22 protein-coding genes are annotated in these 22448 nt (G+C 35.7%); 19 read left to right on the forward strand and 3 right to left on the reverse strand.

Translation table 11 applies throughout. The features are described from left to right. Positions 1 to 41 precede the first annotated feature (41 nt). From DYR29_RS03960 to DYR29_RS03970, 3 genes are all read left to right on the forward strand, one after another. The gene (locus tag DYR29_RS03960; protein WP_213279399.1) at positions 42 to 3068 is read left to right on the forward strand and encodes a sensor histidine kinase; all 3027 of its coding nucleotides are present in this window, start codon (positions 42 to 44) and stop codon (positions 3066 to 3068) included. Next, positions 3065 to 3679 (forward strand): response regulator transcription factor, encoded by a 615-nt coding sequence (locus DYR29_RS03965; RefSeq protein ID WP_213279400.1) that lies wholly within the window; start codon positions 3065 to 3067, stop codon positions 3677 to 3679. Before DYR29_RS03960 ends, DYR29_RS03965 begins: the two co-directional genes overlap by 4 nt. 163 nt (positions 3680 to 3842) lie before the next feature. After that, a complete protein-coding gene (locus DYR29_RS03970; RefSeq protein WP_213279401.1) occupies positions 3843 to 5429 on the forward strand; it encodes a hypothetical protein in 1587 nt (528 codons plus the stop codon). Between the two features lie 264 nt (positions 5430 to 5693). Here the strand turns inward: DYR29_RS03970 and DYR29_RS03975 are convergent, their stop codons facing one another. Both DYR29_RS03975 and DYR29_RS03980 read right to left on the reverse strand, forming a co-directional pair. Further along, on the reverse strand, positions 5694 to 5954 hold the full coding sequence (locus tag DYR29_RS03975; protein WP_213279402.1) for a hypothetical protein: 261 nt from the start codon (positions 5952 to 5954) through the stop codon (positions 5694 to 5696). A gap of 215 nt (positions 5955 to 6169) precedes the next feature. Then, the gene (locus tag DYR29_RS03980) at positions 6170 to 6853 is read right to left on the reverse strand and encodes a hypothetical protein (protein WP_213279403.1); all 684 of its coding nucleotides are present in this window, start codon (positions 6851 to 6853) and stop codon (positions 6170 to 6172) included. Between the two features lie 387 nt (positions 6854 to 7240). Here DYR29_RS03980 and DYR29_RS03985 point away from each other — a divergent pair, with 387 nt between their 5' ends. Further along, positions 7241 to 7609, forward strand: coding sequence for a hypothetical protein (locus tag DYR29_RS03985; RefSeq protein WP_142716840.1), 369 nt, complete (start codon positions 7241 to 7243; stop codon positions 7607 to 7609). 36 nt (positions 7610 to 7645) lie between these two features. Here the strand turns inward: DYR29_RS03985 and DYR29_RS03990 are convergent, their stop codons facing one another. Continuing rightward, positions 7646 to 8281, reverse strand: coding sequence for a hypothetical protein (locus tag DYR29_RS03990; protein WP_213279404.1), 636 nt, complete (start codon positions 8279 to 8281; stop codon positions 7646 to 7648). Positions 8282 to 8435: 154 nt separating this feature from the next. Between DYR29_RS03990 and DYR29_RS03995 the strand changes: the two genes are divergently transcribed. The 15 genes from DYR29_RS03995 (at position 8436) to hisIE (ending at position 22409) form a co-directional block, all read left to right on the forward strand. After that, positions 8436 to 9008 (forward strand): C40 family peptidase, encoded by a 573-nt coding sequence (locus DYR29_RS03995; RefSeq protein WP_213279405.1) that lies wholly within the window; start codon positions 8436 to 8438, stop codon positions 9006 to 9008. A gap of 293 nt (positions 9009 to 9301) precedes the next feature. Continuing rightward, the gene (locus DYR29_RS04000) at positions 9302 to 9913 is read left to right on the forward strand and encodes a methyltransferase family protein (RefSeq protein WP_213279406.1); all 612 of its coding nucleotides are present in this window, start codon (positions 9302 to 9304) and stop codon (positions 9911 to 9913) included. Between the two features lie 71 nt (positions 9914 to 9984). After that, complete coding sequence (locus DYR29_RS04005; protein ID WP_142716844.1) at positions 9985 to 10797, forward strand: 2,3,4,5-tetrahydropyridine-2,6-dicarboxylate N-succinyltransferase; 813 nt, start codon at positions 9985 to 9987, stop codon at positions 10795 to 10797. Between the two features lie 29 nt (positions 10798 to 10826). Continuing rightward, positions 10827 to 11996: a glycosyltransferase family 87 protein gene (locus DYR29_RS04010; protein ID WP_213279407.1), complete on the forward strand. Its 1170-nt coding sequence runs from the start codon at positions 10827 to 10829 to the stop codon at positions 11994 to 11996. 5 nt (positions 11997 to 12001) lie between these two features. Further along, positions 12002 to 12931 carry a glycosyltransferase family 2 protein gene (locus DYR29_RS04015; RefSeq protein ID WP_213279408.1) on the forward strand — a complete coding sequence of 310 codons (930 nt, stop codon included), beginning with the start codon at positions 12002 to 12004 and terminating at the stop codon, positions 12929 to 12931. 1 nt (position 12932) lies between these two features. Further along, positions 12933 to 13709, forward strand: coding sequence for a polysaccharide deacetylase family protein (locus DYR29_RS04020; RefSeq protein ID WP_213279409.1), 777 nt, complete (start codon positions 12933 to 12935; stop codon positions 13707 to 13709). Continuing rightward, on the forward strand, positions 13706 to 14803 hold the full coding sequence (locus DYR29_RS04025; RefSeq protein ID WP_213279410.1) for a glycosyltransferase family 4 protein: 1098 nt from the start codon (positions 13706 to 13708) through the stop codon (positions 14801 to 14803). The genes DYR29_RS04020 and DYR29_RS04025 overlap by 4 nt, the downstream gene beginning before the upstream one ends. A gap of 247 nt (positions 14804 to 15050) precedes the next feature. After that, the gene (hisG, locus tag DYR29_RS04030) at positions 15051 to 15908 is read left to right on the forward strand and encodes an ATP phosphoribosyltransferase (RefSeq protein ID WP_213279411.1); all 858 of its coding nucleotides are present in this window, start codon (positions 15051 to 15053) and stop codon (positions 15906 to 15908) included. Positions 15909 to 16127: 219 nt separating this feature from the next. Then, the gene (gene hisD, locus DYR29_RS04035; protein WP_213279412.1) at positions 16128 to 17402 is read left to right on the forward strand and encodes a histidinol dehydrogenase; all 1275 of its coding nucleotides are present in this window, start codon (positions 16128 to 16130) and stop codon (positions 17400 to 17402) included. 249 nt (positions 17403 to 17651) lie between these two features. After that, a complete protein-coding gene (gene hisC / locus DYR29_RS04040) occupies positions 17652 to 18677 on the forward strand; it encodes a histidinol-phosphate transaminase (RefSeq protein ID WP_213279413.1) in 1026 nt (341 codons plus the stop codon). Between the two features lie 2 nt (positions 18678 to 18679). Continuing rightward, a complete protein-coding gene (gene hisB, locus DYR29_RS04045; protein WP_213279414.1) occupies positions 18680 to 19774 on the forward strand; it encodes a bifunctional histidinol-phosphatase/imidazoleglycerol-phosphate dehydratase HisB in 1095 nt (364 codons plus the stop codon). A gap of 2 nt (positions 19775 to 19776) precedes the next feature. Next, positions 19777 to 20355, forward strand: coding sequence for an imidazole glycerol phosphate synthase subunit HisH (hisH, locus tag DYR29_RS04050; RefSeq protein ID WP_213279415.1), 579 nt, complete (start codon positions 19777 to 19779; stop codon positions 20353 to 20355). 2 nt (positions 20356 to 20357) lie between these two features. Continuing rightward, on the forward strand, positions 20358 to 21080 hold the full coding sequence (hisA, locus tag DYR29_RS04055; protein ID WP_213280573.1) for a 1-(5-phosphoribosyl)-5-[(5-phosphoribosylamino)methylideneamino]imidazole-4-carboxamide isomerase: 723 nt from the start codon (positions 20358 to 20360) through the stop codon (positions 21078 to 21080). Continuing rightward, positions 21073 to 21825, forward strand: coding sequence for an imidazole glycerol phosphate synthase subunit HisF (gene hisF, locus DYR29_RS04060; protein ID WP_213279416.1), 753 nt, complete (start codon positions 21073 to 21075; stop codon positions 21823 to 21825). Before hisA ends, hisF begins: the two co-directional genes overlap by 8 nt. Continuing rightward, complete coding sequence (gene hisIE, locus DYR29_RS04065) at positions 21822 to 22409, forward strand: bifunctional phosphoribosyl-AMP cyclohydrolase/phosphoribosyl-ATP diphosphatase HisIE (protein WP_213279417.1); 588 nt, start codon at positions 21822 to 21824, stop codon at positions 22407 to 22409. Before hisF ends, hisIE begins: the two co-directional genes overlap by 4 nt. Positions 22410 to 22448 lie beyond the last annotated feature (39 nt).

Genomic DNA, 22448 nt, shown 5'->3' on the forward strand with positions numbered 1-22448 from the left:
ATAATTTATTTAAATAAATTATCTTTACACTATTGGTAAAAATGATTGGTTTGTGTAGAAATATTCTTACAGTTGGTTTTCTGTTTGCTTTTCTTTTGATTTACTCTCAGCAATATACTGTGCAACTGTTCAATACAGATAACGGACTTCCTCAGAATAGTGTAAAAGATATTATAAAAGATAAATACGGCTTTATCTGGCTAACGACAGAAAATGGAATCGTAAGATATGACGGGCTTAATTTTTTTGTTCATAAAAATCTCCCATTGAATAGCCAGCGGTTTACTTATTTTTACGGTGATTCTAAAAAAGACAGCATTTTTACAGCAGGAGATTACGGAAAAACAGTTTTAATACACCAGAAAGTTCCCAAAGTAATTAACAATATAAAAAAATATCCAACAATTATTGTTAAAGATAATATCAATTATCATTTGTGCATTTCAAACTACACGTACAGTCCGTCTCCGGGAGTCTGTTTCTTTATGGATTTCAAGAAAGGAAAGTATTTAATAACACAAAATTCTTTTGTTTATGAAGACTATCATTCTAAATCCCGGATCAAAGTAAATGTAAAACCGCTTTATAAAAATAATCCCAATGCCTTTACAATAGGAGATATTTTGTTTTATATTGACAGAAATGCTAAAAAAGTAAGAAAAATAGAGGAAGGAAAAATTACAGATTCTTATGATCTGCCCATTGTAGCGGATCCCATGAGCAAAATATTCTGGAACAGAATAAATGGGCAGGGATTTGTATTGAACAATGATATTCTTTACAGGTGCATCTACAAGGATGGAACACTCAAGCTATTAAAACTGGCTCAGCTGGATCATATAAGCGAAAGCAACCTGATGAGCGTTTATTATGATGAAAAATATAAAAAGCTTTATATTGGGAGCAGCACAGACGGACTCAAAATAGTGAGTTTAACAGATTTTATTTCTTCAAAAAGGGGTACTCCAAAATCATCAGTTGTTTTTTATGCGATCCAGCCTTATAATGATTCGTGTGTAATTAATCCGGCAGGAGAAATCTACAACCGGAACGGACTGGTTAAAAGCAAAAACTTCGAAAAAAATATATCCTATTTTTTAAATTTTGACAAGCAGGGAAATATTGTAACCCGAAGAGAACAAACTCTTTTTGTATACAATAAAAATTCTGATTTTACTGATTTTCAAAGTATTTCCACGGGAGAAGATACTGTAAAAGATTTTTTCTTTGCCGATGGAAAATACTATGTACTGGCAGTGAAACAAAAAAAAGGAAATACAGAGTTCACAGGTACACTAAGCATTTATAAAGATTTACCCTATAAGTCTCTAAAGAAAAAATATCTGTTTGCAAATGAGCCTACCAAGGTTATATTAACAGAAAATGGTGATATTTTGGTGGGTACAATAAAAGGATTGTACAAAATATCTGTTAAGCATAATAAAATCTATGATTTAACCGGGAAAAATGAATTGTCAATTCGTGATATTGTGCATACTGCAGATGGAAATTTATGGGTAACCACTCTGGGAAGAGGCTTTTATCTTATAAAAAATAATCAGCTTATAAAAATGCCCGGTGATCCGGAAGGGAATCTTCTATCTCCACACACACTGCTGGAAGATCAGAATGGTTATTTCTGGATTCCAACAAACAATGGTTTGTACAAGATAAGAGAAAACATGCTGTTGAAATATGCGCAAAACCGGAATTTCAAACTGAACTATTACAGATATTCAAAAGAAGCAGGCTTTAACACCAACGAATTTAATGGCGGAAGTAATGTAAACGGCAACAAATTGAAAAATGGCGATTTTGTTTTACCCTCATTAAATGGACTGGTATTTTTTAATCCTTTGAAAGTTAAAAGTTATTATCCCACAGAGATGTATATAGAAAGGGCTTTGGTTGATGACAAGGAAAAATTGTTTACAAATACCTTAACGCTGAGCCAGGAAAACAGAAGGGTTGAGTTGTTTATTGATGTTCCTTACTACGCAAACCCTGATAATATTCTCATTGAAACAAAATTGGATGATGATGGAACCGGTAAATGGATGTCAGTAGGGAAAGACCGGAAGTTTTTACTCAATAATCTTGGTCATGGTACGCATTTTCTTATCGTCAGGATGCTTGTTTCTGATAAGCATGAATATTTTTATAAAAAAATTAAAATTATCATTCCTGCTTTTTTTTATCAGACGTTATGGTTTAAAGTCTTTATCATTTTCCTGTTACTTTTTTTACTTTATTTATCCGTAAGATGGCGGACGAGTGTTCATAAAAAGAAAAACCGCGAATTGGAAGCTATCATCATGTTAAGAACCAAAACGCTGTCAGAAACTGTAGAAAATCTGGAAATTACTCAAGCCAAGCTGGGAAGGGAAATTGAACAGCAGAAAAAGCTGATCGGGACCATTACTCATGATATTACCACACCATTGAAATTTATTGCTTTAACCAGCAAAGAAGCGTTGGATTATGATGAAATGAATGCATACCGTACAGAAAGAATTCTTAATTCTATTTATAAATCATCCAATCAGTTATACAATTTTACGAAAACACTGAAAGAATATGCTGATATATACAATGAATACAGAACTGATGAAACAGAATTGTATTCCTTCTATGATCTGGTGGAGGAAAAGAAAGTCCTTTTTGACGAGATTGCAGCCAATCATAATACGACAATTATTAATAATATAGACAAAGAGCTGATGATCCAGATCAGTAAAAATATCCTGGCTGTTATTATTCATAACCTGATGGATAATTCCGTAAAATATACAAGAGACGGGATTATTACCATTACCGGATCATATGAGGAGGAAGGTATTATTCTGCAAATTACAGATACAGGAATAGGCATGGATGAGCACAAGATTGAATACTATACCAAGCTTCAGGAGAATATTGAAAATGAAAAGCTCTTATTACAAAAATATGGCATGGGACTTCATCTGATTCTTCAGCTGCTCCAAATGTTAGAAAGTAAAATTATAATCAGAAGAAACGAAACAAAAGGGACTTCTTTCCAATTAATTCTTAAAAAATCTAAAAAATGATTAAAAAGATCCTTATAGCAGATGATCATGATATTGTATTAACAGGAACCGCCATCATTTTAGAATCACGCATTCCTGATGTACTGATAGATACGGCTTCAGATTATCCTGAAGCTTTCGATAAAATTTCAATGCAAAAATTTGATCTGCTTATTCTGGATATTAATATGCCTGAAAGCAGAAATAAGAAAATGATCTCAGAAATCAAACTGCTTGATCCTGACTTAAAAATACTTGTTTTTTCAGCTTATGAAGAAGAGATTGCCATACAGTATATCAAGGAAGGGGCAGATGGATATATTAATAAACTAAGTAAGGTAGATATCATTTCTGAAGCTGTGATGAAAATGTTTTCAGAAGGAAATTATTATCCAAACGGTATTGTCAGTAAACTTTTACAGCCTTCCACCCTTGATGCTATAAAGAGTTTATCAGAAAGAGAGTATGAAATTTTTATGCTCATGGTAAAAGGGAACGGTAATCTGGAAATTTCAAATGAGATGGATATTCAGATGTCCACAATCAGTACTTATAAAAAAAGAATCCATAAAAAACTAAAAACAAGTAACCTGGCAGATCTTATTAAATTATATGAAGCTTATATGTCATAATACTTATTTCAGACAATAAAAACACTCTTTTTGAATGTAGAAAATTTTCTACAATTTGCTTAGTTTTTTTCTACGCATGGTGATGTTTTCTGTAGAATTTATTCTGATATTTTTACATTATGTTAAACAATCGGGTTTCTTAATGTAAATAAATTAATGATAAATGGTTAAAATTTCTACAAAACTAATCTTTGCAATAATAGCTCTAAGTCCGGCTATTGCTTTTGCCCAGGCAGGAAATGTTGGGGTCAACACAGTGAATCCCGGTTCTACGATGGATATTAACGGATCATTGGCGGCTAATTATAAAGCGGTTACTACAGCCACTTATAATTTAGCATTATCAGATTTCCACGTTTCATACAATGGAAGTTCAGATGCTGTATTCAGTTTACCGCCTTCCATCAGTGGGGTTGGAAACTTCAAAGGGAGGATTTACAGAATTAAAAACAATACAAACTTTAAGATCACCGTGAATACCGTGGCTCCGGAAACAATTAACGGAAATGCCAGTATTTCAGTACCAGCCAATCAGAGTGTAGAGCTGGTGAGTACGGGACTTACCGGAACGAATTCTACATGGGAACTTCTTTCAACGGGAACATCTGCTACAGGGGATTATATTATTGTGAAGCCAAACGCAGCCCAATCCGTATCTACAGGATCAGATGTGACATTCGGATCTGTTATTGCCTCCAATAATATTACTTATAACGCAGGTGTTTTCAATCTGAAAGCAGGTAAAACCTATGTGCTCCGTTGTCAGCTGCATGCTACTGATTTTTCGCTGGCAGGAGGATTTTTCGTGTATGAGTGGGTAGACGCTTCCAATAACTCTGTTCTTCCTTCCAGTACAACAGGAGTTGTGGATGCCATCAATAATTATCCGGCAACATCTATTGGCGGCCAGCCGGAAGCCTATGCTATTTACAGGCCTACGGTTGATACCTCTGTAAAAGTAAGGCTGGGAGGTGCCGGAACTGCACAGCTGAACCCGGGAATAGGATTTATGACGGTTACCGAGCTTGCCGGAGGTAATGGAAATGGAGGTACAACAATCATTAATAATAATATCACAGCAAGTAACGGTCTGACATTATCCGGTACAGATGTAAAATTGGGCGGAACCCTTTCACAGGCAACGGATATTGCAACGGCAGGTAATAATTTAAGTATCAATGGCACAGGAAAAGTTCTGGTAGGAACCAATACAGTACCGGCAGGAGCAGCCAGTGCAAAGATTGTTATTGATAACGGAACTACCAATGGGGCTCTTCAGATCAAAGATGGTACCCAGCAGCTGGGCTATGTACTGACCAGTGATGCAAACGGCTTGGCAACATGGTCATCCACTGTTACTACTGCTTTTGCCAACAACTGGACATCTTATACCGGAACATTGGTAAATCCTTTTACCGGAAATTCAGGTGGAGATAATTTACCAACTGGAATCTCTGTGAATATTCCTGCCAAAGGATGGTATTTTTTCCGTTCAGGAATCACCATAACTTCTACCTGTAATGATTACTGGTTTTATATTCCTGGAGTAGGGGAAGTATGGAAAGCATATTGTGGAACGGCAAGTCCTGATCCTATTAATTTTGTGCCTAGAGATCAAACCAGAGTATTATATTTTGCAGCCCCTGGAGTTTACCCTATAGTTGCTCATAAGACCAATCTTGTAGTTCCGACTGGATTTAATGGAGGAAATCCTCCTTTTTATCTGGATTTTGTAAAGTTCCAAAACTAATTCCGGATAGTTATCAGACTATAAAAAAGATTCTAAAAACATACTATGAAAATGGAGCTGTAAAGTTGATTCTTTACAGCTTTTTTATTGAAAGGATATATTAATGATATCATTCATTTCAAAGATTTTATAATTTGTTTCATTCACTAATCTCTGATTATGATTGTACGCATAAATGGCAGAATGAATATTCCATACATTTGGGATAAGTTTTTCGTTTAACCAATAGTTTTAGGCTCCAATGGGAGCTTTTTTATTTCATTCTTACTCATCAATCGAGTCGAATGTTACATGAGCATAGAGAATGTTTTCATTATTTTCTCTGGTCCAGGTTCTGCCATTAATCATTCCAAAAGCCAGCTTATTGATTGAATATAAATACTTTTCTATTTCCTGCCACAGGATTTCATCTACATAAGATTCTATATTAACCCAGTCACCCACAACGGGTAATATTTCAAATTCAACCGCAGGAATAGTGATATCAATTTCCTTTAAATCATCTGATATAAAAGCTACTTTCATATTTTAATATTTAAACCAAATATAATTAATCTGAATATCATTTACACCCATTTCAGATTGTTTTTAGGAAGAAAATACAAGATATCTATCATTGTTCATGTAAATATATTTCCATAAAAAATAAACTCTAATCCCTCTGAAAAAGAGGTCTTATTTTAGCAAAAAACAGCCACAATTCAATTGTGGCTGCCTCTTTTGAAATCAAATATCGACTATTATAAAGATCTGGAACGGGCGATGTTGATAAGATACACAAGATGTGCAAACATGCTTCGTTTTACAGACTCTACTTTTATATCTCCGGTGGCCTGGTTGATGGTAGTGACCAGATCCGTATTACATTGACCCGCAAAGTTTCCACTTCCTAAATAGTTCACTGTATTGGTACTTGGGTAAGAAATTCTGGGATAGTCAGGCGCTGTCTGGTTAGCAACAGGAGTTGTGTTTGCAAATCCTTTATTATCAACATATCGGGCTGTCCATGTTCCTAGAAACTGTCCATTTCCTGTGTTAATTCCTTGCCCTACTATAATTTGAGTATCTACGGGATTACTGAACCCCGCACAAGAGGAGTAATGGTTGACAGAAACGGTACAGGAAGAAGCATTATCGCCAGGTTGGAAACATTTTCCTTCGTAAACTGTGAGTCTTTGTTCACTGGAAGAGGTTGAAGTGTTCAATAAAGCTTTCGGTGCGAAGATTTCTTCAGGAGATATAAGGGTTAAAACTCCTTGTGCATCTGCCGCAACAATTTTTTTTTCAGCATTTGAAAGTCCTCTTACTCTCACCAGACCATTAACATCTAATGTATGGGAAGGAGTAGAAGTATTAATCCCAACCTGTGCTAATAGAGTCCCACCCATAGCAAGTGCTGCCAAAAAGAATGTTTTTGTTTTCATGTTATTTTTGAAAAAGGTTAAATTTTTCACTAAGATAGGAAATAACTTTAAAATGGATGTGAAATTCGCCTGAAAAATCATATAAACTAATTGTAAACGGATATTGAAGAGAGTAATATCAGATTTCAGGGATCAATTTTTTAAATAACTCAAAAATTATACACCTTGTATTTGTTTGAAAAATATTTGTATTTTAGCCGAAATATGTTGTTTTTTAATAAACATATCGGGTACTAATTAAAATTCAGATAATTTGAATGAAAAAATTAGTAGATTTGCACGGAACAAAAAAATAATAAATATTAAGCACTATTCTCTGTGACTGAATTTTTAGAAGAGAAGTACATTGAGAATAACAGGATTTTAGGTTATAAAACTACTGAAACTATGAAGAAACTTTTTTTACTTTTATTTACGGCGTTTTTATTTATCGGCTGCAGCTCTGATGATGATACTATCTATGATTATGTAGGAACATGGTCAGGTTCTTACGAAGGAAATGATAAAGGAGTTTGGAACTTCGTGGTAGATGAGAGTGGTAAAGTGGTAGGAACAATGCATTCCGATGTTAATAATGAAAACTACAGCATTACCGGGAATTTAAGTGAATCAGGAGATCTTAACGCAAGAGTAGGACTTCCTTCACAAGGAGATTTCAAGGGAACGTTAACAACGGAAAAAAAAGGAAACGGAAACTGGTCCAACTCACTTCCAACACCTGCAACATCAGGAAGCTGGAAAGGAGAAAAGAAATAAAACAAGAAAGTCTGCAGAATCTGCAGACTTTTTTATTTAAACAAATCCCATGTGGGTAATCTCATTATGATCATTCTTCAGGACTATAAAATAAAGAAGAAGATCATTTTCTGAAAAATACTTTTTAAAAGGCTTTTGATGCTGATCCCAACTGATTATTTCCTCAGTATATTCTGTGCTGTAATTTTCAGAATCTAATTTTATAGTTAAAATTACGGTTTTATCAGCGACACAATCACCATTTTTATAGAGGATCTGATCCTTAATTCTGATACAATCCATAATATTAGGAAGCGTACCCAGCTGAAATTCTCTCATAAGCTTTCTTCCTTCTTCAGTCTTTAAACCATTTTCAACCGTTCGTTTTCCTCTTTCGGAAATCATATCCAGGTCTTTGATCATTGTCATAACCTTTGCAAACTTCTGGTAGAGGAGGGGATCGCCTGCTTCTTTGATATAGAGATTCAGAGTATTCCTGATAACTTTCCCAATTTTAGAGCAATGCCCGAATTCCGAACTGTTCTGCCGGACTTTCTCATACGAAGGATTTTTTTTAAAAGCAGCTTTATTGAACCCGCTTTTCTTCCGAACCACATTCTTACCGTTCAGATTATAAAATACCAGGTCACCTACAGCTCCCGTGATCTTGATGAGACTTTCATATGTTGCCATATATTCAAAATAGAAATCAAATATACCAATAAATAAATGAAAACAAAATTTTAACATATATTTATCATATAGTTGTAGTATAGTTATATTGTAATTAAAATATAAAATGTATATTTGTTGGATAATTACTTAACCGAGTAAAAATCAGACGAATATGGGATTGGGATTATTTGAACAGAAAATGAGAATAAAGCAGTGGTCTGTTTTACTGATTGCATCTGCTTTTGTAGTGTCCTGTGGATCATCAAAAAGTGTTTCCGGCAGTAAGAAATCAAATACAAAAACAGTTGCAAAATCTGAGAACCTCAGAAAACTGGATTCAAAATTTAACGGAAGTGTATCCAGATCAATTAATGATATTCTGAAGGATGCTGAAAAATACATCGGAACACCCTATAAATTCGGAGGAAATACATCATCAGGCTTTGACTGTTCCGGATTTACTGTAAAAGTGTTTGAAGAAAATGACTTTAACCTTCCAAGAAGATCTTCTGATCAGGCTGAAGCCGGAAAAAATATTGATATCAGAGATGTAAAACCCGGTGACCTTTTGTTTTTTGCAACAGCAGGAGGAAGCAGAGTATCTCATGTTGGAATTGTTCATGATATTGGCCCTGACGGAGAAGTGAAGTTCATCCATGCTTCTACCTCAAAAGGAGTAATGATTTCATCCCTGAACGAAAAATACTGGAACAAAGCCTATCTTCATGCCCAAAGAGTTCTGTAAATCTTTAAAACGCATTAAATTAATATTTTGTCTGCAGGGAAGAGTTGAAATTCAATAGGAACGGGCTTTAGCCCGTTCAATAAAAAAAAGAAACAATCAACTGACTTTAGCCAAAACTTATATAACAATATTCTTTAACCACCCCGTCAAAAATTCTTTGAATTTTCGCCACCCCTCCGGTGGAGGGGAATTCTAGGTTTCTAATTGAAAATTTCTGAAATCCCAATAAAGGGCGTGTCATTGCAATAGGATTGCATTGCAAAACTGCGGTAATTTGCTCAAAACTATTATCAATGACAGACTTTATCAGATTTTTTATTCCCTCGTATTTTATAATATTCTTTGCAGTTTCCTTTGTAGGAATCAGTTATAAAGTGGCAAAACAAATTGGTAAAAACCCTAATGTCCTTCCTAAGGATGATTCTGCTTATGGACTTGTAGGATTCTATTTTAAGATTGTGCTGTCTGCACTTTTTATCTATACAATGCTTCTTTTGTTTTTTCCGGAAAACGTCTTTAATGTGTTTAAAATTACCATTCTGGAATATAATTTTGTTCAGTACGCAGGATTTGCTTTAATGATTTTTGCTCTGATTTGGGTCATCACAGCCCAGCTGCAAATGAAAAACTCCTGGCGGATCGGGATTGATAATACAACAAAAACAGAATTGGTGACCCATCGATTGTTCAAAATTTCCAGAAATCCTATATTCCTGGGAATGACGATAAGTCTTGTTGGTTTTTTTCTTGTTGTCCCAACGGTAATTGCTCTGACATTCCTTTTGATGGGAAGTATTTTGATGCAGATTCAGATTCGGCTTGAAGAGGAATATTTGATGAAAGAACACGGACAAATTTACCTTGCCTATAAAAATAGGGTTAAGCGTATGCTGAGCCTTTATTAAAAGCATAACGTTAAAAACCGTTTTGCTGAACTTTTTTGTATCTTTGGCCGGTATAATTTTAAATAAGAAACATGTCGTTACAACAAACTATTGAAAATATCTGGGACAACAGAGATTTATTGCAGAATGAAGACAGCCAGAAGGCGATTAGAGAGGTTATTTCTTTGGTTGATAAAGGTGAACTTCGTACAGCAGAGCCTACTGAAAACGGATGGCAGGTAAATGAATGGGTGAAAAAAGCAGTAGTAATGTATTTTCCGATCCAGAAAATGGAAACTATTGAAGTAGGTCCGTTTGAATTTCATGACAAAATGCCTTTAAAGAGAAATTATGCTGAAAAAGGGGTGAGAGTTGTACCACATGCAGTGGCAAGAGAAGGAGCTTATATTGCTCCGGGAGTAATTTTGATGCCATCTTATGTAAATATTGGGGCTTATGTAGATTCAGGAACAATGGTAGATACATGGGCAACTGTAGGAAGCTGTGCACAGATCGGTAAAAATGTTCACCTGAGTGGTGGTGTAGGTATTGGTGGAGTATTGGAGCCGTTACAGGCAGCTCCGGTAATCATTGAAGATGACTGCTTCATCGGTTCAAGATGTATCGTTGTAGAAGGAGTTCACGTAGAAAAAGAAGCCGTATTAGGTGCAAACGTAGTATTGACAGCTTCAACAAAAATTATCGATGTAACAGGAGATACACCTATCGAAATCAAAGGAAGAGTTCCTGCGCGTTCAGTAGTAATCCCTGGAAGCTATACAAAACAGTATCCGGCTGGAGAATATCAGGTTCCTTGTGCATTGATCATTGGTCAGAGAAAAGAATCTACAGACAAGAAAACATCTCTGAATGATGCATTGAGAGATAATAATGTAGCGGTTTAAAATTAATATTGTAAGCTAATACCACAATCTTGAAAGAAAAATTTCTTAAAATACTATTAAACCCTAAATATATATTTGGGGTTTATCTTATTATATCCGTTGTTACAGCAATTTCCAAATACCTGAGAGGAGATTATGCGATCAATAATTATCTGATTTTTAAAAATGTATTCTTTAATACCATTCATCAGAAAAACTTATTTATCCATTATCCTGATCTTTATTTTGATTTAAACCATTATGGCGTGTTTTTCAGTGCATTGATTGCTCCGTTTGCCATGATGCCGGATTGGCTGGGAATTTCACTCTGGAATATTGCCAATACTTTTATCTTCATTTATGGTATTTACAAACTGCCGTTTTCAGACAGTAAGAAAGCAATTTTCGGACTGCTTTGCCTTCAGGAGTACATTACCGCTGCTTTAAGTTTACAGTTTAATGTAGCACTGACAGGCCTTTTACTGTTATCTGCAGTCTACATTTACGAAAGAAAAGAAGTAAAATCTGTAACCGCAATTTTAATAGGAATATTTGTGAAAATCTACGGAATTGTGGGGTTGACACAGTTTTTCTTCATTAAAAATAAAACGAAATTTATTCTTTCAGGAATTGCTATTGCAATATTATTTTTCGTTCTTCCAATGGCGTATTCAAGCCCGCAGTTTGTGATTCAGTGTTACTCAGACTGGTTTCAGTCTATTGTAGAAAAAAACAGTGAAAATCAGGTGTTGGGAAATATGCAGGACATTTCTTTAATGGGATTTGTAAGAAGAATCTTAGGAGATGCCTCCATTTCGAATCTTGTGTTTTTAGCAGGCGGATTGCCACTTTTTGCTTTGCCTTACATCAGAATTAAGCAATATAAGCATTATGCTTTCCAACTGATGATTCTGGCTTCAACATTACTGTTTTTGGTATTGTTCAGCTCAAGTTCAGAATCTCCAACTTATATTATTGCGGTTGTAGGAGTGCTGATATGGTTTTTCCTTCAGAAAGAAAGAACACCGCTTATCATAGGATTGCTAGTTTTTGTTATTATTTTCACGTGTTTTTCTACTTCGGATCTATTTCCGAAATTTGTAAAAGAAAACTATATTATCAAATATTCATTAAAAGCTGTACCTTGTATTGTAATCTGGTTGAGAGTAATTTACGAGCTTCTGACTAAAGATTTTGAGAAAAATTACAGCCTGAATTAATAAATATGAAGAAAATTTCAATTGTAATTCCTGCCTATAACGAAGAAGGAAATGTCGCAATGATCCATCAGAAAATTAAAGAAGTTTTTGATGGCTTACCTAATTACGACTTTGAAATCATATTTGTAAATGATGGAAGCAGAGACAATACACAACAAAAATTAGAAGAGCTTTCCAACCAGTATGATGAAGTGAAATTCATTGAGTTTTCGAGGAATTTTGGACATCAGCCTGCGGTAAAAGCAGGAATGGACAGCGCTCTGGGAAATGCAGTTATTTCGATGGATGGAGACCTTCAGCATCCGCCGGAGATTATCCCTGAAATGATTCAGAAATGGGAGGAAGGCTATGATGTGGTTTTTACTTTCAGAACTTATCCTAAGGAGATTTCCTTCTTTAAAAGAAAAACATCAGACTTATTTTATAAGCTTTTATCAAGTCTGTCAGACGTTAACCTAACAAAAGGAGGCGGCTCAGATTTCAGATTACTGGATGCCAGAGCAGTGGATGTAATGAGAAACTTTAATGAAGATGACTTATTCCTCAGAGGACTGACAAGCTGGATGGGGTTTAAACAGATTGGAATTGACTTTACCGCTGCAGAAAGACTTTCAGGAAAAAGCAGCTACAATCTTAAAAAAATGTTCACCTTTGCCTTTACGGGAATCACTGCTTTCAGTGTGAAACCATTGTATTTGGCAGCTTATCTGGGCTTTTTATTCTCAGCACTTTCAGTAATCGGATATGGTGCATATGTGGTTCATTCCTTCATTGCAAAAACAGAGATCTCTGGTTGGGCATCATTGATTATGACTATTGTTTTCTTCGGAGGGCTTCAGCTGATCATCCTCGGAATCATGGGGATTTATTTAGGTAAAATATTTAAACAGGTGAAAGACAGACCTAATTATATTATTAAAAACAAAAATTTTTAGAATGGTTTTATTGAGTTTTGATATTGAAGAATTTGATATGCCATTAGAATATAAGGGTGAAATTCCCTTTGAAAAGCAGATTTCAATTTCACAGACAGGATTAGAGAGAATACTCGATATCCTTAAAAAACATAATGCAAAAGCTACTTTCTTTTCTACCGTAGTTTTTGCAGAAAACAGCAAACATCTTATTGAAAGATTATTGAGCGAAGGTCATGAACTGGCTTCTCACACGTGGTTTCACTCAGAATTTGAAGACAAACATCTCAAAGAATCAAGAGAAAAACTGGAAGAATTATTTTCTACCAGGGTAACCGGATTAAGAATGCCGAGAATGATGCCCGTAGACGAAAAAGAAGTTGAAAGGGCAGGATATTCATACAATTCATCCATTAATCCAACGTTTTTACCGGGAAGATATAACAATTTAAAAGTTTCCAGAACCTATTTCAAAGAAGGAAATGTAACACAGGTTCCGGCCTCTGTGTCACCGAACTTCAGAATTCCACTGTTTTGGTTAAGTTTCCATAATTTTCCGTTGTTTTTGTACAAGAAACTGGCTTCGGACACCTTGAAAAAGGATAATTATCTTAATATTTATTTTCATCCGTGGGAATTTGCAGAGATTAAAGATGAAGCCTTTAAACTTCCTGGATTTACAGTAAAAAACTCAGGAAAAGAGATGGTGGAAAGATTTGATTCGTTCGTAGGCTGGCTGAAAGCGAAAGGGCATACATTCGGTACATTTCAGGAATTTCAAAAACAGATACAACGATGAAGATTGCCTTTGATGCAAAACGGTTTTTCCACAACACATCCGGATTGGGAAATTACTCAAGAGATCTGGTAAGAATACTTTCTGAGTATGAACCGGGTAACGAGTATCTGCTGCTTAATAAAAACAAATCAGAGCGCGGAAAAGAGATCCTTGAGCGCCCGAATGTTCATTTTATCGAAAACTCAAAAGGAAACTTTTCACGCCAGCTGAAAATGGGTAAAGATGCCCAAAAGCAAGGAGCTGATATTTTCCATGGTTTATCCGGTGAACTTCCTTTAAAATGGGATTCAAAACCTATTAAAAAGGTGGTTACCATTCATGATCTAATCTTTGTGAGATATCCACAGTATTATTCTTTTTTTGACAGGAGAATACATTTCTGGAAATTTAAAAAAGCTGCTAATATTGCCGATAAAATCATTGCTATTTCAGAACAGACCAAAAGAGATATTATCCGGTATTTAAAAGTTCCTGAGACTAAGATTGAAGTCATTTATCAGGGATGTCATCACGCTTTTAAAGAACAGCAGTCTCCTGAACTGATGGAGGCTGTAAAGGACAAATATAACCTTCCTGAAAGATTTATCCTCAACGTAGGAACCATTGAAGAACGTAAAAACCTTTTGAATGTCGTAAAAGCAATCAAGGGTACAGAAATTCCTCTTGTAGTAGTGGGAAGGAAGACCAAGTATTACCAGAAAATAGAAAACTTCCTGAAAAAAAACAAAATGGAAAAGCAGGTATTGTTCCTGGAAGGAGTTTCTATGGATGAACTTGCCTGTCTTTATAAACAGGCAGATATTTTTGTCTATCCGAGTTTCTTTGAAGGCTTCGGAATCCCTGTCATTGAGGCACTTTTCTCCAAAACTGTTGTGGTTACAAGCAATACAAGCTGTCTGCCGGAAGCAGGAGGAAAAGACTCTGTCTACATCAATCCGGATAGTGATCTTGATATTAGGGCCAAACTCAAATTTCTCTGGGAAAATGCATCTGAGAGAAAACGCCGTGAGGAAAAGGGTTACGAGTTTGTTCAGAAGTTTAATGACGAACCCATTGCAAAACAGTTGATGAATTTTTATCAAAAAATTATCTGAAAAAAGTTTGCATTTTAAAAATAAATCCTACATTTGCATCATAATTCTATACAATGAAACCAACTTTTTTAGCATTACATCATTATCATCATCATCTCTGTTAGGCGGAATTGATTGATATAAGTATGTGCTAAAATCAAAAATAATTAAAACCGTCTGAGTAAATAGGCGGTTTTTTTGTTTCCTGAATTCTCCTCAGAAATCTCAACAGATCAGTTTTTATTTGCTCGGACCCAAAAAAGGCAAAATGAGTAAATTAAAAATTGCAATCCAAAAAAGCGGCCGGCTTTATGAAGAATCTTTACAGCTTCTCAAAGACTGCGGAATCTTCGTCAACAACGGGAAAGACCAGCTCAAAGTTTCAGTAGATAACTTTCCGATGGAAATCATGTACCTTCGCAATTCAGACATCCCGCAATATCTGGAAGATGGAGTGGTGGATGTTGCTATTCTAGGTGAAAATCTCCTGATAGAAAAAGGTAAAAATATAAAAACAATCCAGAAGCTTGGATTTTCAAAATGCCGTGTGTCACTGGCTGTTCCCAAAGAAGTGGAAACCGATGAACTCTCTTATTTTCAAGGTAAAAAAATTGCCACTTCTTATCCAAATACCCTTAAAAACTTTCTAGAAAAAGAAGGAATCACTTCAGACATTCACGTCATTTCAGGTTCCGTAGAAATAGCACCGAATATTGGTCTGGCAGACGGGATATGTGATATTGTAAGCTCCGGAAGCACATTATTCAAAAACGGGTTGCGTGAAACGGTTACTTTACTGAAATCAGAAGCTGTTTTGGCTCAAACACCTCAATTATCCCCAGAAAAAGAAGCAATTCTGGAAAAATTCGTATTCAGGATCAAAGCTGTTTTAAAAGCAAAAAACTCAAAATATATTCTGATGAATGTTCCCAATGAAAAGATTCAGAAAGTATCAGAAGTTCTTCCGGTATTGAAAAGCCCTACAGTTATTCCTCTTGCAGAAGAAGGCTGGAGCAGTATTCATTCTGTTATTGATGAAGAACGCTTTTGGGAAGTCATTGATGAACTGAAAGATAACGGTGCGCAGGATATTTTAATCATTCCAATTGATAAAATGGTTATTTAAAATGTTGGTCAACGCAAAGACGCAAAAGAATAAAAATTAAGACTGTTGTAAGGCGCAAAAATTTTATCTGCGATAAAATTGAATACTCAAACACTTGCTGAAAATCTTTGATTTTCTTGCGCCTTAAAAGCGATATAGGAATTAAAAACTTTGCGTCTTTGCGTCAAAAACAATTGTAAATCAATAGCTTAATAGTTTGTTAAAATTAAAAATACTACAATGAATATATATAGATTTCCCACAAAAGACAACTGGAAAGACCTGGTAAAACGTCCTGTTCTGGAGCAGCAGGAAATTTCAGGACTTATCTCAGAAATTTTTACAGAAGTTGAAAAAAACGGAGACAAAGCTTTAATACAGTTCAATAAAAAATTCGATAAAGCAAATACTCAACGTATTTCGGTTTCCAAAGAAGAAATTGAAGATGCACAAAAGCAGGTAAAAGATGAACTGAAACAGGCAATTCAACAGGCAAAAGAGAATATTTCAGTATTTCACGCTTCGCAAAAACAGGAAATTCAGAAAACAGAAACTACTCAGGGAGTTGTTTGCTGGCGTGAAAACCGTGCAGTAGAGAAAGTTGGAATCTATATTCCGGGAGGAACAGCACCTTTGTTTTCTACTGTATTAATGCTTGCGGTTCCTGCCAATCTTGCCGGCTGTAAAGAAATTATATTGTGTACACCTCCGGATAAAAACGGAAATATTAATCCTGCGATTCTTTATGCAGCAAAGCTCTGCGGAGTTTCTGAAATTTTTAAAACAGGCGGTGCCCAGGCTATAGCGGCTATGACTTTAGGGACAGAGAGTATTCCTCAGGTTAATAAAATTTTCGGACCGGGAAATCAGTTTGTCGTAGCAGCTAAAGAATACGCCCAGCGTTTTGGGGTTGCGATTGATATGCCTGCCGGTCCGAGCGAAGTTCTCGTCATAGCAGATGAACAGGCTGTTCCTGAATTTTGTGCCGCAGATCTTCTTTCACAGGCAGAACACGGGAGTGACAGTCAGGTTGTTTTTATTACTACTGATCTTAAAGTTTTCAATGAAACAATCAGTGCTGTTGATCAACAAATCAAAGAATTACCAAGAAATGAATTTGCCGCCCAAGCCTTGGAAAACAGTTCTTTTATTTTGGTGAATTCTCTGGAAGAAGCTCTTGAATTCAGTAATCTTTACGCTCCTGAACACCTTATTCTGGCTATCAATGATTTTGAAAAATATATTCCGGAAATTCAGAATGCGGGCTCGGTTTTCCTTGGAAATTATTCCTGTGAAAGTGCCGGAGACTATGCAAGCGGGACCAACCACACGCTTCCTACCAATGCATATGCAAAAAACTATAGCGGAGTCTCATTGGATAGTTTTGTAAAGAAAATAACCTTCCAGCATCTTTCAAAAGAAGGTCTTCAGAATTTAGGGAAAGCCATAGAGCTTATGGCTGAAGCAGAAGGTCTCTTGGCCCACAAAAATGCAGTATCCATAAGATTAAAATAATAAATGTTGGAAAACGCAAAGACGCAAAATAATATTGAAAAAAGCAAAAGGATTAAAAAACTTTGCGCCTTTGCGTTTAACAAAAAAGAATTGAACCATTAAGAAAATGAAGTTTTTAAGTAGAGTTAAGATTCCAATAGATTGGAATTCAGCCCATAGCTTAATAAAGATCTGAAGATATTTTCTTCAATATCCTTAATTACTCGCTTCATCTTAATGGTTTAAAAATACTTTTAAATAAACAATACAATGAAAAATAACAGTATCAAGACTCTGGTAAGAGAAAATATATTACAATTACAGCCCTACATCAGTTTCAGGGATCATAATGAATTTAATGCACCCGTTATGCTGGATGCGAATGAAAGTCCTTTTGGGGAATGTAACCGCTACCCGGATTCCACTCAGAAAAAGCTTAAAAACAGGCTTGCAGGACTTAAAAATATTTCACCTTCACAGATCGCCATAGGAAACGGAAGTGATGAGCTGATAGATCTTATCATTAAAATTTTCTGTGAGCCTAAAAAAGATGCCATTCTGATGATGAATCCGTCCTTTGCGATGTATGGTTTTTATGCAACAATCAATGAAAATAAAGTATTGAAGCTGGATCTTGATGAAAGCTTTGAAATTGTAAAAGAGAAATTTTTAAAAGTTGCGGATGATTCATCTCTTAAAATTTTCTTTTTATGCTCTCCTAATAATCCTACCGGAAACAGCGTTGATGATATTGAATTTTACCTTCAGAACTTCAACGGTATCGTAGTAGTAGATGAAGCTTACATAGAATTCTCTGGAAAAAAATCAAGTATTGAGCTTTTGGATCAATATTCGAACTTAATTGTACTGCAAACGTTTTCCAAAGCATGGGGAATCGCCGGAGCAAGAGTAGGAATGGCTTATGCATCCGAGGAAATTATCAGCCTGATCAATACGGTAAAAGCTCCTTATAATGTAAATGTATTGAGCCAGGAACTGATTTTAAAAACATTGGATGATGAAAGCAGTCTTCAGGAAAATGTAAATCGCATTTTGGAAGAAAGAACATGGCTGAAGCAGCAGTTTGAAGGAATTACATGCATTTTAGAAGTATTTTCCACAGATGCGAACTTCTTTCTGATCAGAATGGAAAACATAGATAATGTATATGGAAAAATGCTTGAAGAAGAGATTTTGACCAGCAGAAGAGATCCTGCCATTCCAGGATGTATCAGGATCAATGTAGGAAACCGTGAAGAAAATGAAAAATTAATTAATCTTTTAAAACGTATCTAAAAATGAAAAAAGTACTCTTTATAGACCGTGACGGAACATTGATTATTGAACCGCCTACGGATTTTCAGGTAGATTCTCTGGAAAAGCTTGAGTTTTATCCGGGAGTCTTCCAATACCTGTCAAAAATTGCCAATGAACTGGATTATGAACTGGTAATGGTAACCAATCAGGATGGGCTGGGAACGGAGAGTTTTCCCGAAGAAAATTTTATAAAACCACAGGAAAAAATGCTGCAGGCATTTGAAAATGAAGGAATTGTTTTTAGTGATATTTTAATTGATAAAAGCTTTGAATCCGAAAATCTTCCTACCAGAAAACCAGGAATCGGAATGCTGGGAAAATACATCTATGGCAACTATGATCTTGAAAATTCTTATGTAATTGGTGATCGAAGTACTGATGTTCAATTAGCTGTAAATTTGGGTGCTAAAGCTATTTATCTTAATAAAAACTTTAATGAGGAGGCACAGCTGTCTACAACGAGATGGGAAGAGATTTATCAGTTCTTAAAATCAGGAATGAGGAAGGCTAAGGTATCCCGGAAAACCAATGAAACCGATATAGAAATTGAAGTCAATCTCGATGGAAACGGAAAATCAGATATTTCAACCGGACTTCATTTTTTTGATCATATGCTTGACCAGATTGCAAGACACGGAAATATGGATCTTAAAATTAAAGTTAATGGAGATATTGCCGTAGATGAGCACCACACTATAGAAGATACCGGAATTGTGCTGGGAGAGGCTATTGTAAAAGCTTTGGGAAAGAAAAAAGGGATTGAAAGATATGGATTCCTGCTTCCAATGGATGACTGCCTTTCTCAGGTGGCTATTGATTTCGGTGGAAGACCATGGCTGGTTTGGGATGCTGAATTTAAAAGAGAGAAAATAGGGGATGTCCCAACAGAAATGTTCTTTCATTTCTTTAAATCGTTTACAGACTCCTCAAAATCCAATCTGAATATCAAAGCAGAAGGAGATAATGAACACCACAAAATTGAATCTATCTTTAAAGCCTTTGCGAAAGCTATTAAAATGGCAGTAAACCAATCAGATACTAATTACAGTTTGCCTTCTACAAAAGGAAGTTTATAAATATGATTGCTATAATAAAATACAACGGAGGAAACGTTAATTCTGTTCAGAATGCGCTCAACAGGCTGAATGTTGATTCTGTGATCACAGATGATCCTGAACAGATTTTAAAAGCAGATAAAGTGATCTTTCCAGGTGTTGGAGAAGCTTCTTCAACGATGAAACTGTTAAAGGAAAAAGAACTTGATCTCTTGATTCCTGGCCTTACACAGCCTGTTTTAGGAATATGCTTAGGTATGCAGCTGATGTGCAAAGCTAATGAAGAAGGAAATACCGAGGGAATGGGGATTTTTGATATCAATGTCAGAAAATTTCCATCAAGGGATATTGTTCCGCATATGGGTTGGAATACGCTTTCAGGGAAGACTTCACCATTGTTTTCAGGGATAAATGAGGACAGAGATGTTTATTTTGTTCACAGCTATTATTGTGAATTGTCAGACTTTACAACGTCTGTTTGTGATTACATCCTGCCATTCAGTGCTTCATTGCAGAAAGATAATTTCTATGCAGTGCAGTTTCACCCTGAAAAATCAGGAATGGTGGGGAATCAGATTGTCAGAAACTTTATAAATTTATAATGATGAAAATAATTCCGGCTATTGATATTATTGACGGGAAATGTGTCCGTCTGTCAAAAGGTGATTACAGCACAAAAAAAATATACAACGAAGATCCTGTAGAAGTGGCAAAAGAATTTGAAAGCTTTGGAATTCAATATCTTCATTTAGTGGATCTTGACGGGGCGAAATCGAAACACATTGTCAATCAAAAGGTTTTGGAAAATATCGCTGCTTCAACTTCACTGCATATTGATTTTGGAGGAGGGTTAAAAACTCAGGAAGATATTGAAACGGCCTTTAATTCCGGGGCAAAACAGATTACTTTGGGCAGTATTGCTGTTCAGGATCCTGAGTTCTGTTTCCAAATGCTGGAAAAATACGGTTCCGAAAAAATTATTCTGGGGGCAGACTGCGAAAACAGGAAGATTAAAACCTCCGGCTGGCTGGAAGAAAGTAATCATGATATTGTTGATTTTATTCTTCAGTATCAGGAAAAAGGAATGCAAACCGCAATATGTACCGATATTTCAAAGGATGGGATGCTGCAAGGTCCGTCCACAGGACTGTATATTGAGATTTTATACAAAACATCCGTTCAGCTCGTAGCAAGCGGAGGCATTTCAGGCATCGCTGATGTCTATAAAATGAAAGATATCGGCTGTGCCGGGACAATTATCGGAAAAGCAATTTATGAGGGCAAAATAAGCCTGCAACAACTTCAAAACTTTATTGAAAATGCTTAAGAAAAGAATTATTCCATGTCTGGATATAAAAGATGGATCTACAGTGAAAGGAGTCAATTTTGAAGACCTTAAAAATGCAGGTGATCCGGTTGAATTGGCCAAAAAGTATGAACAGGAAGGTGCTGATGAACTTGTTTTTCTGGATATTACGGCAACCATTGAAGATAGGAAAACATTTGCAGAGCTGGTAAAAGATATTGCGAAAGAACTTAGTATTCCTTTTACAGTAGGAGGTGGTATTTCATCTGTAGAAGACGTCAGAAAGCTTTTGGAAGCGGGTGCAGACAAGATCAGCATCAACTCTTCGGCAGTAAAAAATCCAGGCCTTATTTCTGATCTGGCCAAAGAATTCGGAAGCCAATGTGTTGTGGTAGCTATTGATACAAAGCAGGTTGGTGATCTTGATCTTGTGCATATCAAAGGTGGAAGAGAAGCCACTGAGCTTACTACTATAGAATGGGCACAGGAAGCGGCGCGTTTGGGAGCAGGAGAAATTCTGCTGACTTCTATGGATGGTGATGGCACTAAAAACGGGTTTGATCTCAGGATCACAAAGCTGGTTTCTGAAGCGATCAGTATTCCGGTGATTTCTTCAGGAGGTGCTGGTGCTGTAAATGATTTTGTTAAAGTATTTAATGAAACAAAGGCTACAGGAGCGTTGGCAGCCAGTATTTTCCATTTTAATGAAATAGGAATTCAGGATTTAAAACAACAGTTAAAAACGCAAAAAATTGAAGTACGATGAAAATAGATTTTAATAAAGATAACGGCCTTGTTCCAGTGGTCATTCAGGACAGCAGAACATTGCAGGTGCTAATGCTGGGCTATATGAATGAAGAAGCTTTTGAAAAAACAAAAAAAGAAGGTATTGTTACCTTTTTCAGCCGTTCTAAAAACAGACTCTGGACAAAAGGGGAAGAATCAGGTAATTTTTTAACGGTAAAAAGTATTGATATAGATTGCGATCAGGATACGATATTAATCAAGGTTGTTCCTAAAAATGTGGTTTGTCACACAGGAAGTTTTAGTTGTTTTGGAGAGAAAAAAGCCAAAGGATTTCTTTATGAGCTGGAAGAGAAAATATCTCAGAGAATAGATACCAAGGCAGAAGACTCTTATACGTACTCACTCTATCAGAGAGGAATCAATAAAATGGCTCAAAAAGTAGGTGAGGAAGCCGTAGAACTGGTAATAGAAGCAAAAGATAATAATGATGACCTCTTTAAAAACGAATCTGCAGATTTGCTGTATCACTTCTTGATTTTATTAAAAGCGAAAGGGTTTTCAATGGAAGAGATAGAGGAGATCCTTCAAAACAGAAATAAATGAAACCTTTGAAATAGAAAACAGCAGGAGACTCCTCCTGCT

Source organism: Chryseobacterium indologenes, assembly GCF_018362995.1.
In the GTDB taxonomy this organism is placed as follows: domain Bacteria; phylum Bacteroidota; class Bacteroidia; order Flavobacteriales; family Weeksellaceae; genus Chryseobacterium; species Chryseobacterium indologenes_G.

Bases quoted from the DNA above. Each gene is read 5' to 3' on its own strand.
- DYR29_RS03960 (WP_213279399.1), top strand. From the start codon at position 42: ATGATTGGTTTGTGTAGAAATATTCTTACAGTTGGTTTTCTGTTTGCT.
- DYR29_RS03965 (WP_213279400.1), top strand. From the start codon at position 3,065: ATGATTAAAAAGATCCTTATAGCAGATGATCATGATATTGTATTAACA.
- DYR29_RS03970 (WP_213279401.1), top strand. From the start codon at position 3,843: ATGGTTAAAATTTCTACAAAACTAATCTTTGCAATAATAGCTCTAAGT.
- DYR29_RS03975 (WP_213279402.1), bottom strand. From the start codon at position 5,954: ATGAAAGTAGCTTTTATATCAGATGATTTAAAGGAAATTGATATCACT.
- DYR29_RS03980 (WP_213279403.1), bottom strand. From the start codon at position 6,853: ATGAAAACAAAAACATTCTTTTTGGCAGCACTTGCTATGGGTGGGACT.
- DYR29_RS03985 (WP_142716840.1), top strand. From the start codon at position 7,241: ATGAAGAAACTTTTTTTACTTTTATTTACGGCGTTTTTATTTATCGGC.
- DYR29_RS03990 (WP_213279404.1), bottom strand. From the start codon at position 8,281: ATGGCAACATATGAAAGTCTCATCAAGATCACGGGAGCTGTAGGTGAC.
- DYR29_RS03995 (WP_213279405.1), top strand. From the start codon at position 8,436: ATGGGATTGGGATTATTTGAACAGAAAATGAGAATAAAGCAGTGGTCT.
- DYR29_RS04000 (WP_213279406.1), top strand. From the start codon at position 9,302: ATGACAGACTTTATCAGATTTTTTATTCCCTCGTATTTTATAATATTC.
- DYR29_RS04005 (WP_142716844.1), top strand. From the start codon at position 9,985: ATGTCGTTACAACAAACTATTGAAAATATCTGGGACAACAGAGATTTA.
- DYR29_RS04015 (WP_213279408.1), top strand. From the start codon at position 12,002: ATGAAGAAAATTTCAATTGTAATTCCTGCCTATAACGAAGAAGGAAAT.
- DYR29_RS04020 (WP_213279409.1), top strand. From the start codon at position 12,933: ATGGTTTTATTGAGTTTTGATATTGAAGAATTTGATATGCCATTAGAA.
- DYR29_RS04025 (WP_213279410.1), top strand. From the start codon at position 13,706: ATGAAGATTGCCTTTGATGCAAAACGGTTTTTCCACAACACATCCGGA.
- hisG (WP_213279411.1), top strand. From the start codon at position 15,051: ATGAGTAAATTAAAAATTGCAATCCAAAAAAGCGGCCGGCTTTATGAA.
- hisD (WP_213279412.1), top strand. From the start codon at position 16,128: ATGAATATATATAGATTTCCCACAAAAGACAACTGGAAAGACCTGGTA.
- hisC (WP_213279413.1), top strand. From the start codon at position 17,652: ATGAAAAATAACAGTATCAAGACTCTGGTAAGAGAAAATATATTACAA.
- hisB (WP_213279414.1), top strand. From the start codon at position 18,680: ATGAAAAAAGTACTCTTTATAGACCGTGACGGAACATTGATTATTGAA.
- hisH (WP_213279415.1), top strand. From the start codon at position 19,777: ATGATTGCTATAATAAAATACAACGGAGGAAACGTTAATTCTGTTCAG.
- hisA (WP_213280573.1), top strand. From the start codon at position 20,358: ATGAAAATAATTCCGGCTATTGATATTATTGACGGGAAATGTGTCCGT.
- hisF (WP_213279416.1), top strand. From the start codon at position 21,073: ATGCTTAAGAAAAGAATTATTCCATGTCTGGATATAAAAGATGGATCT.
- hisIE (WP_213279417.1), top strand. From the start codon at position 21,822: ATGAAAATAGATTTTAATAAAGATAACGGCCTTGTTCCAGTGGTCATT.